Origin of the sequence: Pseudoalteromonas sp. SG43-3 (assembly GCF_014164385.1) — a bacterium.
GTDB lineage: Bacteria > Pseudomonadota > Gammaproteobacteria > Enterobacterales > Alteromonadaceae > Pseudoalteromonas > Pseudoalteromonas distincta.
On record NZ_JACJFC010000025.1, the window covers coordinates 40,407 to 55,448 of the forward strand.

At 37.7% G+C, this 15,042-nt stretch carries 12 protein-coding genes; 4 read left to right on the plus strand and 8 right to left on the minus strand.

From position 1 onward, the window contains the following. Positions 1-220: 220 nt before the first annotated feature. Positions 221-1,702, minus strand: coding sequence for a glycerol kinase GlpK (gene glpK, locus H5157_RS18190; protein ID WP_024591023.1), 1,482 nt, complete (start codon positions 1,700-1,702; stop codon positions 221-223). Between the two features lie 168 nt (positions 1,703-1,870). On the opposite strand from glpK, the gene H5157_RS18195 reads away from it, so the two are divergent. From H5157_RS18195 to H5157_RS18205, 3 genes are all read left to right on the plus strand, one after another. Beyond that, the gene (locus H5157_RS18195) at positions 1,871-2,632 is read left to right on the plus strand and encodes a DeoR/GlpR family transcriptional regulator (protein WP_165743954.1); all 762 of its coding nucleotides are present in this window, start codon (positions 1,871-1,873) and stop codon (positions 2,630-2,632) included. Positions 2,633-3,271: 639 nt separating this feature from the next. Next, positions 3,272-4,240, plus strand: coding sequence for an IS30 family transposase (locus tag H5157_RS18200; RefSeq protein ID WP_182725214.1), 969 nt, complete (start codon positions 3,272-3,274; stop codon positions 4,238-4,240). A 799-nt stretch (positions 4,241-5,039) separates the two neighbouring features. Next, positions 5,040-6,656, plus strand: a complete 1,617-nt coding sequence (locus tag H5157_RS18205) for a glycerol-3-phosphate dehydrogenase/oxidase (RefSeq protein ID WP_024605636.1) — start codon at positions 5,040-5,042, stop codon at positions 6,654-6,656. A 105-nt stretch (positions 6,657-6,761) separates the two neighbouring features. On the opposite strand, the gene H5157_RS18210 is transcribed toward H5157_RS18205, so the two are convergent. The 4 genes from H5157_RS18210 to H5157_RS18225 all read right to left on the minus strand — a co-directional run bounded on the left by H5157_RS18210 (position 6,762) and on the right by H5157_RS18225 (position 11,452). Further along, positions 6,762-7,814 carry a patatin-like phospholipase family protein gene (locus H5157_RS18210; protein WP_182725215.1) on the minus strand — a complete coding sequence of 351 codons (1,053 nt, stop codon included), beginning with the start codon at positions 7,812-7,814 and terminating at the stop codon, positions 6,762-6,764. Positions 7,815-7,942: 128 nt separating this feature from the next. After that, on the minus strand, positions 7,943-9,349 hold the full coding sequence (locus tag H5157_RS18215; protein WP_182725216.1) for a sodium:alanine symporter family protein: 1,407 nt from the start codon (positions 9,347-9,349) through the stop codon (positions 7,943-7,945). A gap of 121 nt (positions 9,350-9,470) precedes the next feature. Next, positions 9,471-10,382: a citrulline utilization hydrolase CtlX gene (gene ctlX / locus H5157_RS18220; RefSeq protein ID WP_024598182.1), complete on the minus strand. Its 912-nt coding sequence runs from the start codon at positions 10,380-10,382 to the stop codon at positions 9,471-9,473. Continuing rightward, positions 10,379-11,452: an ornithine cyclodeaminase gene (locus tag H5157_RS18225; RefSeq protein WP_024598181.1), complete on the minus strand. Its 1,074-nt coding sequence runs from the start codon at positions 11,450-11,452 to the stop codon at positions 10,379-10,381. Before H5157_RS18225 ends, ctlX begins: the two co-directional genes overlap by 4 nt. A 172-nt stretch (positions 11,453-11,624) precedes the next feature. Between H5157_RS18225 and H5157_RS18230 the strand changes: the two genes are divergently transcribed. Beyond that, on the plus strand, positions 11,625-12,056 hold the full coding sequence (locus H5157_RS18230) for an Lrp/AsnC family transcriptional regulator (RefSeq protein WP_024598180.1): 432 nt from the start codon (positions 11,625-11,627) through the stop codon (positions 12,054-12,056). Positions 12,057-12,256: 200 nt separating this feature from the next. On the opposite strand, the gene H5157_RS18235 is transcribed toward H5157_RS18230, so the two are convergent. From H5157_RS18235 to H5157_RS18245, 3 genes are all read right to left on the minus strand, one after another. Further along, complete coding sequence (locus H5157_RS18235; RefSeq protein WP_024598179.1) at positions 12,257-13,270, minus strand: patatin family protein; 1,014 nt, start codon at positions 13,268-13,270, stop codon at positions 12,257-12,259. A 283-nt stretch (positions 13,271-13,553) separates the two neighbouring features. Continuing rightward, complete coding sequence (locus H5157_RS18240; RefSeq protein WP_024597585.1) at positions 13,554-14,543, minus strand: LLM class flavin-dependent oxidoreductase; 990 nt, start codon at positions 14,541-14,543, stop codon at positions 13,554-13,556. Positions 14,544-14,684: 141 nt separating this feature from the next. Then, the gene (locus H5157_RS18245; protein WP_310736857.1) at positions 14,685-14,900 is read right to left on the minus strand and encodes an SIP domain-containing protein; all 216 of its coding nucleotides are present in this window, start codon (positions 14,898-14,900) and stop codon (positions 14,685-14,687) included. Positions 14,901-15,042: the final 142 nt, after the last annotated feature.

Sequence of the window (15,042 nt, forward strand, 5' to 3'; positions counted from 1 at the left end):
CCTTATTAATTATAAACATAAAACCACCCTCAATAATGATATCTATTGCATAAGTATAAACCATGAATATTTTGAAACTTTTTTACAGCTGAAAATTACCATAAGATAAGTATCAACTTATTTATTTTTACGCTTGGAGTATTTAGTGGTATCATAAAAATAGTCTCCACTAATAAACCTTAATAGATATGTTGCTATGGTTTTATAGTTAAGCGGCTTATTATTCGCTTTGTACTTTTTTTACCGCATTACACCATCCGGCATATAATTCATCACGTTTTGATTTAGTCATGTTAGGAACAAATCGTTTATCGCAATTCCAGTTAGTCGCTAATGATTCAAGTGATGGGAATACACCCGCTTTTAAACCTGCTAAGTAAGCTACACCCAAAGCAGTAGTTTCACTTATGGTCGAACGGTCAACTTCGGCTCCTAAAACATCTGACAAAAATTGCATAAGCCAGCCATTTATTACCATACCGCCATCAACTCTTAGTACCTGTGGTCTTACGCCATCAGCTTCCATTGACTTTTGAAGGTCTTTAGTTTGAAAACAAACTGATTGTAATCCAGCTGTTACGATCTCTTTTATACCCGTATCTCGGGTTAAGCCAAAAATTGCACCTCGCGCATTAGAATCCCAATAAGGAGCACCTAATCCTGTAAAAGCGGGTACCATATATATACCGTGATCTAGTGAGGTATTGCATGCAAGTGACTCTGTTTCTTCAGCTTTTTGGATTAATTGTAGACCGTCTCTAAGCCATTGAATTGCAGCACCTGCAATAAAAATACTCCCCTCTAGCGCATAAGTTGGTTTCCCATTTAATCTATAAGCTACTGTACTGAGAAGTCTATTTTCAGATTCAAGTACTTTATCGCCAGTGTTAACCATCATAAAGCATCCTGTACCATAGGTACTTTTAGCCATTCCTGGTTGAAAACAAGTTTGCCCAAATAACGCTGCCTGTTGGTCTCCTGCCATTGCAAGAATAGGTACTTCGTAACCTAAATAGCGTTCATCTGTTACACCAAAATCATCTGATGAATCCATTACTTCTGGTAACATCTCTATTGGCACATTCAGAAGTTCAAGTAATTCCACGTCCCATTCTTGGGTATGAATATTAAAGAGCATAGTTCGCGAAGCATTCGTTGCGTCTGTGCGGTGCTCTTTTCCGCCTGTCAATTTCCACAATAAATAAGTGTCGACAGTACCGAAGATTAAATCGCCTTTTTCTGCTTTTTCTCTAGCATCGGGACAATTTTCTAAAATCCAATTTATTTTAGTTGCAGAAAAATATGGGTCTATTAAAAGGCCGGTTTTTTTTCTAATTAACTCTTCTTTTTCTGCGGCCCTTAAATCATTACATAACTCTGACGTACGTCTATCTTGCCATACAATCGCGTTATAAACGGGCTCACCAGTAATTTTATCCCATACTATTGTCGTTTCACGTTGGTTAGTAATACCAATGGCAATAACCTTATCGTGTTGAGGGTCTAGGTGTTTCATTACAGCTGTCATTGTTTGCTGTACAGAAGCCCAAATATCTTCTGGTTTATGTTCTACATAACCATCTTTTGGAAAGTGCTGGTCAAATTCTTGTTGTTCTAGGTATGCAATATTACCATTTAAATCAAATAGCACACTTCTAGAACTAGTCGTACCTTGATCAATTGAAAGGATATAGTTATTCATTATTTTTTCACTTTTACTTTCGGTTATTTTCGTTTTTGTACTATTACATGGATTAATTGCTACATACAACAAAAATACAACTTTAATATATAATTATTTATATGTGATTTTCATTTGTTAGCTCTTAACCTATAATTTACTATTAACTAAATTTAAAATGCGAAAAAAATGACTCAAGACCAAAGACACGAATCCATACTAAAATTATTAAAAGAAAGAGATTCAATTTCTATTGAAGTACTAGTAAGTCATTATGAAGTTACACCACAAACAATAAGACGAGATCTGGCTTATCTTGCTAATTTAAATAAATTGAGACGTCATCATGGCGGCGCTAGTGCCATTTCAAGCATTCAGAATACAGCATATCAAACTAGAAAAATCATGGACTTAGAAGCTAAACAAAAAATAGCACAGCATGTAGTTCGTATGATACCTAATGGCTCTTCCTTATTTATAAACATAGGCACTACAACAGAAACAATCGCGAAAGCACTTCTTGGTCATGAAAATTTGAAAGTTGTAACTAATAATCTTAATGTTGCGGCTATATTAGGTGTTAAGAAAGATTTTTCTGTACTTATCGCAGGTGGAGAAGTTAGGCACAGAGATGGCGGGATTATTGGTGAGACCACAGAGGATTTTATTAAACAATTTCGTATGGATTTTGGCATTATAGGTATTAGTGGCATAGAAGAAAATGGTGCGTTACTTGATTTTGACTATCGTGAAGTGCGCGTAGCCCAGGCAATCATTGAAAATTCACGTAAAGTTTTACTTGCTGCAGATCACTCTAAATTCGGTCGGTATGCGATGGTAAAATTAGGTAATATCTCACAGGCAGATAACTTTATTACCGATGCTCAGCCACCCGAAAGTATACTTACTTTACTCAATGAGCACGATGTCGAACTGCATATCGCTCGGTAAAAGCTTAACATAACAGTTAAATAGATTTTCCCTCATCATGGGGAAATCATGAGCTTTCCATTTTAGCTACAGCATGATCGAATAGGTTTCTTATAAATAGAAGTCCCATACAATTAATTTTTGATGAACATTTTTCAATAATATCCGACGAATAACTGCAATCTAAAGTCGAATATAAGCTTCATGCTATCTTATTCATTCTCGTTGTAGGTGTGATCTGCACCGAAGATGGATGAAAAACATTGAATACGTTGCTAATAATGAGATTGATTTGCTTGAAAAATATGTCTCATTTGAAAGTAGTCTTCCAGTTCACAACACTATAGATGGTACTATTCACCTATATCATCTGAAAAGTCATACCTATTGTATTAAATTAGTGATCTATTATAGCGCTGAGGAAATAGCGCGATGACAAAGAAAAATTATGACATAGAGTTGTTATCTCCAATTGCTCTCTGCATTTTCCTGTATTGCTCCCCCTCCTGCCCCTATTCTGTCAGCTATTAATAATTTTTAACGTAGAGAGTTATTTAAGAAGACCTGGATTCAAATTGTAAGTGCATAACTTGTTTTGGGTAGATTAAGTGGTCAGTTGCTCATAAGCTAACTACTTTTTCTCCGGCAAGAGATTTTACAATGAGACATTACAAACAACTGACCTATGCGCAAAGATGCCAGATCGCCGTTCTAAAGAAAAGTGGTTTTACGCAACAAAGTATTGCTGAGCTAACTAATTTATCGCAATCTACGATTTCAAGAGAGCTTTCTAGAAATACAGGTAAGCGAGGTTACAGACACAAACAAGCTCATGAGCGGGCTTTGTTTCGCCGAAGAAGTGTAAGAAAACCGCTTAAGATGACACCTGAAATGATGGCTTTAATTACCCAGAAGCTTAATGAGAAGTGGAGCCCTGAACAAATAACGGGATGGTTGCGTAAAGAAAGTGAACGGTCTGTCAGCCATGAATGCATTTATCTGTATATCTGGGAAGATAAAAAAGCAGGTGGTGAGTTATACCTACATCTGTGCCGACACGGTAAGAAATATCACAAGCGCAGTCATGGTAAAACAAACCGAGGGCAAATAAAAAATCGCGTTAGCATTGAAGAACGCCCACAAATAGTTGATGAGAAAGGTCGTATCGGAGATTGGGAAATAGATACCGTCATAGGTAAAGGTCATCGAGGCGCCCTTGTTACCATTGTAGAGCGGGTCACCCAATTCACTGTATCAACGCAGGTGGCAGGCAAAACAGCACAAGCCGTCACTGCGGCGACGATAGAACTATTAAGGCCATATAGGTCAGCGCTTCATACCATCACGGCTGACAATGGAAAAGAGTTCGCTTATCACGAGCAAATCACAGAGGCTTTAAGTGTTCCTGTTTATTTTGCTCACCCTTATCACTCATGGGAGCGCGGATTGAATGAAAACACGAATGGATTACTACGCCAGTATTGGCCGAAGAGCACAGATTTTAAGGCGGTAACACCAGCGCAAGTTATACCAGTACTTGAGCAACTTAATAATCGTCCGAGGAAGACACTTGGATTTGAAACGCCTGCAAAATTGATGCAGGATCACTTGGCGGCTAAAGCCGCCTAAACGTTATGCACTTCAGATTTGAATCCGCGAGATAAAATGATCATGCTTTTAATAGGATAGATATTACAACAAAATTTTATACGTTGGACACAGGCTGCACATATAGCAACAAACGTTGGCGTTATAGCCATAGATGGTAAAACTATTTGTGGCTTTAATGATAAGAAACCAAAGAGACATACAATCGATATAACAAGCGCTTTTCAGCCGGCAATAGCTGTTGTATCAAGAAAAATAAAGATAGCTAACAATATACCTCCAACTGGCCCAGCCTTGCTTGATTTATCGGATATCAAAACGCCGTAGTAACTATTGATTTAATGGGGTGTCAAAAAACTATAGCGGAAAAAATTAAACTCCTAAGTTTTTTATTGCTTTACGGTGGGTTTGATATAGCTAGACTAATTTTCATTTATGTACTTTAATGTTTGCAAATGTTCGTTATTAAATGTTATTTTTAATAAAAAGAAAACCGAAGTAAATAATAACTTCGTACTGTTATAGCTATTCAGAGTCTTAAAATACAATAGTTATCTGCAGTAGCTTGGTCATCCTTGTTAATCAGATCAATTGATTTCGTTTGAAGGCTTACTTGTATCAAGTACTTAAATGTTGGGTAACAAATCTTGAGTTAAATAATAAAAATATCGAAAGTATTTTTATTATTACTCGTATACTTACTTACCTGCATGCCTAGTATAAGTTTTGATAGCACGATAAATACCGTTTAGGACATTAATACTTTAAATTTAATTGAGCTGGTCTAAATAGCTTGATATTAAAATAGGTAATTCAACAAATGAGTCAACTTAGAGACAACAATATTAAAAAACTTCCCCAAGATATTTATGATGTTTTGATTATTGGAGGGGGTATTAACGGTGCTGTATCTGCTGCCGCTTTAGCCGCTAAGGGCGCTAGAGTTGCCTTGATAGACAAAGGTGATTTTGCCGGTTTCACTAGTTCAAACTCATCAAATTTAGCTTGGGGTGGCATAAAATATTTAGAAAGTCATGAATATAATTTGGTTAATAAACTTTGTAAAAGTAGAAACCATTTAATGCGTAGCTATCCTTCTACTGTTAAAGAAATTCGCTTTTTTACAAGTATCCAAAAAGGCTTTAGATTTCCGGCATTCTTTGTTTATTTAGGTACTATTCTCTATTGGTTTATGGGACGTTTTTTTACTAAATCTCCTAGATACCTCAATGCAAAAAAAATAAAATCATCAGAGCCAGTCATTAACACAAAAAATGTAGAGGCTGGATTTGAATATTCAGACAGCTTTTTATTGGATAACGATGCTCGTTTTGTTTTCAATTTTATTCGCTCTAGTATGAGCCATGGGTGTATTGCCGCTAACTACGTAAGTTCGCAGGGCTCTACTCGCTCTAATGATATTTGGACTACAAATGCAGTAGACGAGATGTCTAAAGAGAAGTTTACTATCCGCTCTAAAGTTATTATTAACGCAGCAGGCCCATTTGTTGATCCTATTAACAATACAAATAGTCAAACCACAGCACATCACCATGTATTTTCAAAAGGTATTCACCTTATTGTTGATAAGGTAACTAACAGTAACAAAGTACTGACGTTTTTTGCAGATGATGGTCGGTTGTTTTTTGTGATCCCCATGGGCCCAAAAACGTGTATTGGTACAACCGATACACAAGTTCATAGTCCGCACTCACAAGTGACTGATGAGGATCGAAACTTTGTGCTTGATAATGCTAACAAATTATTAGAGTTAGAAAAGCCAATTACAAAAAGTGATATTATAGCCGAGCGCTGTGGAGTTAGACCATTAGCAATTAAAAAAGACGGTAATGGTAAGGCTGACTGGGTGCAATTATCACGCAAGCACGCTATAGATACAAATAGTGATCAAAAATATCTTTCTATCTTTGGCGGAAAACTAACAGATTGTATTAATGTAGGCGATGAAGTGGCTGATTTAGTCACTGGATTAGGTATTAAGTTACCTTATGAAGATTACAAATGGTACGGTGAACCTGACGACACCGTTAAAAATGAGTTCATGCATCGTGCAAAATTAATGAATTTGGATGGTTTAACACCTAAAACATCTACAGAGGTACTTAGTAAGCGGTTTTGGAGACGTTACGGCAGAAATGCGATTAACATGCTAGAAAAAATTCGTGAAGCACCTGAAAAAGGCGAACTCCTTATTAAGAATTCGGAGTACTTACGTGTGGAAATTGAACACGCTGCTGAGCGGGAAATGATAACTAAACTCAGTGATTTTTTACGTCGACGTTCTAAAATTTCACTGGTTGTAAGAAAAGAAGATATTCTTTCAGATCCTGGTTTACATGAAGTCTGCCAAATTCTATTTGGTAAGGATAATGCTGAAAATAAACTTCAGGAGTACATTGAAGAGATATCTAAATAACCATTTACATCTATTCTTACGACTTTAAAAGCTTGGGTTAAATGTTATAGAAGAAGTCTGTTAACACGATTAAAATTAATTATGTTAACTGACTTCTTATAGCAACTAATAAAATATAGTTTTATTTTTAAAAATTAATAACATTTTTAACTTTTTATCAAACGCTTCAGCTAGCCTTTCTGTTTCACTAAAAACTATATTCCAATATTTAATACGCGTGTCTGCATCAAGATCGGTAAAATCGTTTCTATCTGGAATTTTTCCGTAGGGTAAGCTCGCTACAAATTCTTTTGATGGGGTGATCATCACTACATTGTCATAATTAAGTGGTGACACTTTACGTTTTAAATTTTTATCGAACCACCCTGCTTTCGGATCGCTATTAAAATGCGGATATAAAATTAAGCCTGGGTTATTAATTTTTAAATCAAAGTGGTAATCAATTATTCCGCCATCGCGATATATACCTTGCGGTGAGCCTGCAATATTTTTTATGCCTTGCATAACAAGTGGTATAGAGCCCGATGCCAGTAACGCATCTTTTAAATTATGTTGAGTAAGCGCTATGTTTTGCGTTTTAAAATTGTAGGTGTCGGTAATTGATAAGTCACTTGTTGCTGGGCCAAATATAAAACGCTCATATTGCGAGCCTAATAATTTTCGGTTAACGCGGTTTAACATATAACTTTTTGATAAACCCATTAACTGTATTAATTTATTTTCGCTGGCAATAAAGCCATTCGATTTAGCTACTATAAAGTGCGCTTTAAATATTGGGTTATTTATAATTTCGGTGACGCCGTTGTCGCCAAAAACATCTTCAAGTAATGCGCGCGCTTTTATTGTTATTTCATTTGGTGTTGGTTTATTACTTGAATATCGGGTTTGCGAATACGATTTTGCTAATCGCTCAATCGCAGCAACAGGATCGTTTTGTGCAAAACACGCAGAGCGAAAAGCGCCAGCAGATGAGCCAATTAAATTAAGTGGTTGGGTGCGGTTTTTAAAAAATTCACCAAAAATATATTTATCTAAGCCAAATAATGTAAACCATTTAGGACCGCCACTTGCACCTAAAAAAGAGGTGAAAAGTTCAGGTTTAAAGCCCTGTTCGTTAATAATTTTAGCCGCTGTTTTCCCTGCGTGAATCTCGATCATCTAAAAAATTGTGCCCTTTTATTTTGGTTGCTTCTGTTATTTTACAACACTGAAAGTGAATATTTATGCAAATTAAAAAGCGACTTTATGTTGCCATAAAACCGCTTTTTATAGTTAAGTGTGCTGAACTAGTCCCAAATGCCGTCTTCGCATTTGCCCTGTACTTTTACATCTTTTACTTTAAATTCGGGCTCTAGACCTTTGTCTCTTTGTGCGTGGTAATCGCTCGTAACAGACAAAATAGTCGGCGTTAATAGTATAATAGCGATAACGTTAACCACTGTCATTAACCCTAAGGCAATATCGGCTAAATCCCAGACTTCTTTTAATGTGGCCGATGCGCCCCACAACATCATTGATAAATAAAGCAAAGTGTAAATGCCGCGCCCTACTTTGTTGTCGAGCTTAAATAAGTGCAAGTTGCTCTCTGCATAGGCGTAGTTTGCCACTACCGATGTAAAAGCAAATAAGGTTATAGCGGCTGCTACAAAGTAAACACCACCTTGTGCTAAATGAGCGGTCATCGCGCTTTGTGTTAAACGAATGCCTTCCATTTCACCGCTTATGTCTATATCGGCTAATAAAATGATCACCGCGGTACAGCTACACAGTACTATTGTATCGAAAAATACGCCTAGCATTTGTATGTAACCTTGCGTTACAGGGTGATTAGGTATTGGGCTGGCACTTGCTGAAGCATGCGGCACACTACCTGCACCGGCCTCATTAGAATATAAACCACGTTGAATACCGTTTTTAATGGCAGCGCCCATTGCACCGGCGCCTGCTTCTTGTAAACCAAACGCTGATAAAAATATATCTTTAAGCATGGCGGGTACTTGCGGGAAATTTATAATCGTAATAATTACCGCAGCAAGTACAAACACAATGCCCATTATTGGCACAACACGCTCTGCAAACCGGGCAATTGCTTTAAAGCCACCGAGTATAATTGAGCCGGCTAGCACGGTAATAACCATGCCTGAATAAAATGTAGGAACTTCAAACGCGTAATTAAGTGCGTCGGTAATTGTGTTCGTTTGCATTGCGCTAAACGTAAAGCCGTAACCTAAAAACAAACACGCAGCAAACACAATTGCAAACGCCCGGCTACCCAAACCTTGTTGAATATAATACGCAGGGCCCCCTCTAAACTCGCCGCCACTATCGCGCACTTTATATACTTGCCCAAGTACACTTTCGGCAAAGCCTGTAGCCATACCCAATATGGCTATTACCCACATCCAAAATATAGCGCCGCTGCCGCCAAGTGAAATTGCAACCGCCACACCGGCTAAATTACCGGTACCTACCCGTGCACAAAGCCCTGTACACAACGCTTGAAATGATGAAATGTCGTCTTTTTTACATTTGCTACTGCCTTTTAAAAGGCTAAACATATGTTTAAATTTAAGTATTTGAATTGCTTTTAGTCGTACTGAAAACCATACCCCCGTAAACAAGAGTATATAAATAAGTACCTGGCCTTCTCCCCACAAAAGGTTGTTTACGCTTTTGACGACGGTATCGAACATTGCTAATTCCTTCTTATATTTTTTATATTAATACCCTTTTTTGGGTATAACGGCTTTTGCTTGCGACATCGACTAAAAATTTAATGTAAATAAGGCAGCTAAGCTGCCTTAAAACTATACATTATTTATTTTGCAAATGAACTCCTGCAATCATGCACCTAACTGAGCCACCAGCCGACTCAATAGTAGGTATAGGTAATGGCACAAGCTTAGCCGTTTTTTGTATAACTGTTATTTGTGCCGGTGTAAGTGCATTAAACGCAGTTTGCGATAAGGCTAAAATACGACCATTTTTACCTTGTAGTTCAATAGCATTGCCACAAAAGTTATTAATTTGCTCAAGCGTTAAATCGATAACTTGATGATGGCTTTTCAAAAAATGTTTAGCTAACTGTGCATGTTGTTCAATTGGCACCATATTTAAACTGATCATTACAAATTTTGTAGCAATACACATTAAAACATTAGTGTGATAAACCGCAGTTCCTTGCTCGTCATATGCGTTAAACACTATGGGTGATAGTTTTAATTGCTCACATATTGTATTAACCACCGACTTGGTAGTTCTTTTTGATTCTACCGCGTAAGCGAGTTTATTTTGATGATCGATAACCAGTGAACCAGTGCCTTCTAGGAATGAATTTTCTTTCGCTAAATGCGCATAATCAGTCACAACCGTCACTTTATAGTGATCCGTTAAAAAATCAATAATATCTTTTCGATATTCTAACCTTCTGTTTTCTACAAACATTGGGTAGATTATTAATTCCCCACTTTGATGAGTTGAAAACCAATTGTTAGGAAAAACTGAATCGGGAGTGTGTGTTTGCTCATCTTCAAAAAGGTGAACTTTTACCCCTTCATTTTTTAATAATTTTACTGCATTTGTGACTTCGCTATATGCTTGTTCACTTTGATTTGGTGCTAAGCATTCACTTTGAAATGCATTGTCGAGCATTGTTTGTGGGTTAGACGTAAAGTGATGCGGACGTACCATAACAACCGCACTCGGAGCTTGATTTACGTGGCTCATGCTACGTGCTCTTGTGCTGATGTTTGCTCTGTATTAAGTACCGAAAACAAGTTGCGCGGATCGGCTTGCTGTGTAATTAAATCGAGCAATGTAAATTCACCGCTTTTAATAAGTTGATCGCGTATAAATACAAGCGCTGTAAAGTCTTCGCTCGCAAAGCCTACACCATCAAAAATAGTTAATTCGTCTTGGCTAGTACGGCCAAGCGATTGCTTATTAACGACTTTATGAAACTCAGTTACAACAAAGCTTTCACTCATTTGTTGTATTTCGCCCTCTATTCGAGTTTGTGGCTCGTACTCTACAAATACATTAGCGCGCTCGAGTAATTTAGCATCTAACTCTGTTTTACCTGGGCAATCGCCACCTATGGCATTAATGTGCACACCTTGTGGGATCATGTCGTTTGTTAAAATTGTAGCATTGGTTTTATCGGCAGTGCAGGTTGTAATAACGTGCGCACCTTGCACAGCTTCCTGTGCGCTATTACAAATAGTTACGTTTAACCCGTAAGCACTTAAATTAGTAAATGCTTTTTTAGACGCGTTTGCATCTATATCGTATAAACGAATATGTGTTATGCCCAATACAGCTTTAAATGCCAGTGCCTGAAACTCAGACTGTGCCCCATTACCAATTAATGTAAGTGTTGTTGAGTTTTTTGGTGCTAAATACTTAGCCACCAGCGCCGATGTAGCCGCTGTACGTAGCGCTGTTAGTAGGCACATTTCGCTGATCATTACCGGATAACCACTATCTACATCGGCTAAAATACCAAATGCAGCGACTGTTTGAAGTTCTCTAAAGGTGTTTTTTGGGTGACCATTTACATATTTACAGCTGAACATTTGGCCATCACTCACTGGCATTAGCTCTATTACACCCTCTGGTGAGTGTGCTGCATAGCGAGGTGACTTATCAAACTCAGTCCAACGGGCAAAGTCGGTTTCTAATTTATGTGTTAGATCTAGCAAAACGTTTTCGACCCCTAAGCTATTTATAAGCTTAACCATTGCCTGAACGCTAACAAATGGAACGCCTTGTTTTGGCTGTGCTATAAAATGACTCATGATAAAACCTCTTGAATAAATGTATTAGTTAATTTAAAACAAGTTTAGCGAGGCTTCATGCTATTTAATATGGCAATTAATTACACAAATAGTACTAATTTTTATCATTTTGCTATGCAGTTATGTACAATTTATGTATTTTGGTCAGTAACTTCTTTTAAAGGTTTGATTTATGACTCCTTATATTTATGACTCTCTTGATAATGCTTTAATAGCTGAATTACGAAAAGACGGCCGCGCTTCGGTTTCAGCTTTAGCCGGTTCTTTAAATGTATCACGCGGGACAGTGCAAAATAGATTAGATCGATTAGTGAGTTCAGGCGCTATTTTGGGGTTTACTATAAGAGTGCATGAACACATAGAAACCGAAGCCGTTCGTGCAATTATGATGGTGGAAGTGATTGGTAAATCAACTTCTCAAGTTATTAAAACTATGCGTGGTATACCCGAACTTACAAAATTGCACACTACCAATGGTGCTTGGGATTTGGTAGCAGAGATACAGGCCGCGAATTTAAGTGAGTTTGATGGCGTACTTAGGCAAGTAAGAGAAATAGACGGTATTTTAAATAGTGAAACGAGCATATTACTCTCATCAACTTAAGTTATTTTTAATATTTAAAAGAATACTTAAATGACACCCATTTATAATGTTTTAAGTATTCACAAGGCACTTCCAATTAGAATCCAGGGGTCAATAAATGTACAAATTAGGGTGGGTGTCATTTAAATAAAAGGCATTTAAATAAATATTACTGCAACTTTAAGTCGCAGTATTATTCATGATTTGGGTATCCAATTTGCTTAATTGTAACGATACTCGCTTTGTGAGTAGTTATGCGTATTGCTGATCTCAAATTGGCTTTGCTGCGCTAAATAAGAGCGACCTGCAGCTAAGCCTAATTTATGATCAAAACGTAAATCGTTATTTGAACTACCTAATAATTTGCTATGTAGTTTTTCGTCTGCAAAAATTTGTATTATTTCCACATCACTTGGTGGATTTGCAATAAACTCAAGCTCATCTAAATACGCTTTCTCGTGCTGTATCAAGTAGTCCAATGTTTTTGGACAATAGCCTGATGCTATAGCAAATGTTCTTAGCTTTTGCACCCATGCAGATTGCGCTTGAAAATTAGCGTCAACCGTTCTTATTACAACAATTTTACGAGCACCTCGGTTGTAAGCCTCACGCACGGGGAGTGGAGCGGCTAAACCGCCGTCTAGATAAAAATCGCTCTGTGCTTGCTCTTCAACAATATGTGTTTCATTCGCTGCTTTTGCGTTTAACCAAGGTGTTAACTTTACACCTTGTTTGTATAAAAACGGAAGTGCGCTAGAAGCCTTTAACAGATCACGCCATTGACCACTATCACCTGTAGGCGATAAGTAATAAGCTTTTCTATCTCGTGCATTTGTGGCTGTTATAAGTAGTTCACGCTCACCTAAACTAGTTTTCGCTGTTTTGAAATCTATAGCTCTGTTTACTTCAGTGGTTTTGTCAAAGTACCAATCTAAATCAACTATATGCTTACCCACTAATCCACGACCAAGCTGAAAAAAACGCTTATTACGCGAAAGCCCTCTGATCAGGCGTTTAGCGTAGCCTTTTTGGCGCGCTAAGTAGCTAGTTAAGTTTTGCGAACCCGCTGAAGTACCAATGAATAAATCAAAAGGGTCATAGCTTTGCTCTAACCAAGCATCAAGTACGCCAGCTGTGAATATCCCTCGCTGCCCGCCACCTTCAGCAATCAGAGCAACTTTTGGCTGCGCTGTTTTGTTAACTGAATTAGCTGTTGCGGTGTTTAGAGAGTTCACGGTGTACCTGCCTTTAATTTTATGATGTCTGGTTTAATAGCTACATTATAAAAAACAAAAGTGATATCTTAAAATTGATTGTTTAAATCAGTTCAATTGAAAAAACAGAACGGTATATAAAGCAAAATATTTACTAAAAATAGCAATCAAATTTACTTTGAATATTTAAATAACAAATACAGACATCACTTAAAGTTAATAAAATGAGTTAAAAAAGTTTAACTTTTGATGATGTCTGTATATTAACAAGCCCAGAGTGTACGCTTGCTTAACTAACTATATTTTAGTGTTTTATTTCCATTAAAATTTCGAGTGCACGGTGGCGTTTTTCACTATCGAATACATCATTGGTAAATATAAACTCATCCACTTCTAGCTGTTTAGCTATCATCTCTAACTTGTGTTTAATACTTACATGTCCGCCTACTACGCTTAGACTTAAAAAGTTCTCTACATGAGCGCGTTCTTGTTCGCTCCACAACCCGTCCATGCTTTCAACAGGCGGTTTTAGCCACAGCTCATTACCGCGTATAAGTTCGAGTACACGTTGCTTAGAAGTAGTCGATAAATATTGCGCTTCATCGTCGGTATCTGCAGCCACTAAAGGCAGTGCAAGCATTACGTATGGCTTATCAAGTACGCTTGATGCTTTAAATTCGCGCTTATACAACGCTATTGCATCGTGCACAAAGCGCGGTGCAAAATGCCCTGCAAATACATACGGTAACCCTTTTTGCGCCGCTAGTTGCGCGCTAAATAAACTCGAGCCTAATAACCAAATCGGAACGTTTGTGTCCTCCCCCGGTATAGCACGTATAAGGTGCGTACCATTGTAAGGACCTAACAATGTTTGCAGTTCAGTTACCTCACCTGGGAAATTTTCTGCGCGGCTCATATCGTTGTTTAATGCACGACTCGTTACAGGATCGCTACCTGGGGCACGCCCTAGCCCTAAATCTATTCGCCCTGGATATAAGCTCTCTAATGTACCAAATTGTTCAGCAACAACTAATGGGGAGTGGTTTGGCAGCATAATACCGCCTGACCCAACGCGTATCTTTTTGGTATTACCTGCAATGTGACCAACCAAAATTGAAGTGGCCGCACAAATTATACCTGGCATATTATGATGCTCAGCAAGCCAAAAACGGTTAAAGCCAAGCTCATCTGCACGTTGAGCGTATTTAGTACTTTTATGAAGAGTGTTAGTAACGCTGTCCCCTTTGATCATGGGGGCAAGTTCTAATAACGAAAAAGGAATGGAATTTAACAAAATAGCAGCTCCTAAAAATGCATGCTAACAATGTATTACATCACTAGCATAAAACACTTAAATGGGTCTTCTATTAGGTCAATTCAAGTTACGCAGTGGTATTAGAGCAAAATAGGTATATGTTATTTTGCTCTAAGGTATTCAAGCAAGCTGTGCATCACGTTGGCGCAGCTTTTTATAGCCTTCTGAATCCACGCCTTTTTTCCAATACCCTGAGGAAACAATATTACCGCGTGGTATATTAAATTGCTCTGTTAACAATGTCTTTGCTTTACGCACAAGCCCAGCTTCCAATGCCATAAATACAATGGGAGGCTCTGCTGTAATGTGCAAATTTTGAAGCGCGCTTAGTAGCACTTCGTCAGCGTTGTCGGTAACAAGTGACTATGGTGTCAATTCCTAATTTCAAACCATTTTAGGATCCCACATGACACCATCCCTCACCATAGAATTTATGATTACTATAAGCTTTCTTATACAGGCAATAATAGCAACTTTT

Coding starts and splice junctions, on each gene's coding strand:
- glpK (WP_024591023.1), bottom strand. CDS start 1,702: ATGAATAACTATATCCTTTCAATTGATCAAGGTACGACTAGTTCTAGA.
- H5157_RS18195 (WP_165743954.1), top strand. CDS start 1,871: ATGACTCAAGACCAAAGACACGAATCCATACTAAAATTATTAAAAGAA.
- H5157_RS18200 (WP_182725214.1), top strand. CDS start 3,272: ATGAGACATTACAAACAACTGACCTATGCGCAAAGATGCCAGATCGCC.
- H5157_RS18205 (WP_024605636.1), top strand. CDS start 5,040: ATGAGTCAACTTAGAGACAACAATATTAAAAAACTTCCCCAAGATATT.
- H5157_RS18210 (WP_182725215.1), bottom strand. CDS start 7,814: ATGATCGAGATTCACGCAGGGAAAACAGCGGCTAAAATTATTAACGAA.
- H5157_RS18215 (WP_182725216.1), bottom strand. CDS start 9,349: ATGTTCGATACCGTCGTCAAAAGCGTAAACAACCTTTTGTGGGGAGAA.
- ctlX (WP_024598182.1), bottom strand. CDS start 10,382: ATGAGCCACGTAAATCAAGCTCCGAGTGCGGTTGTTATGGTACGTCCG.
- H5157_RS18225 (WP_024598181.1), bottom strand. CDS start 11,452: ATGAGTCATTTTATAGCACAGCCAAAACAAGGCGTTCCATTTGTTAGC.
- H5157_RS18230 (WP_024598180.1), top strand. CDS start 11,625: ATGACTCCTTATATTTATGACTCTCTTGATAATGCTTTAATAGCTGAA.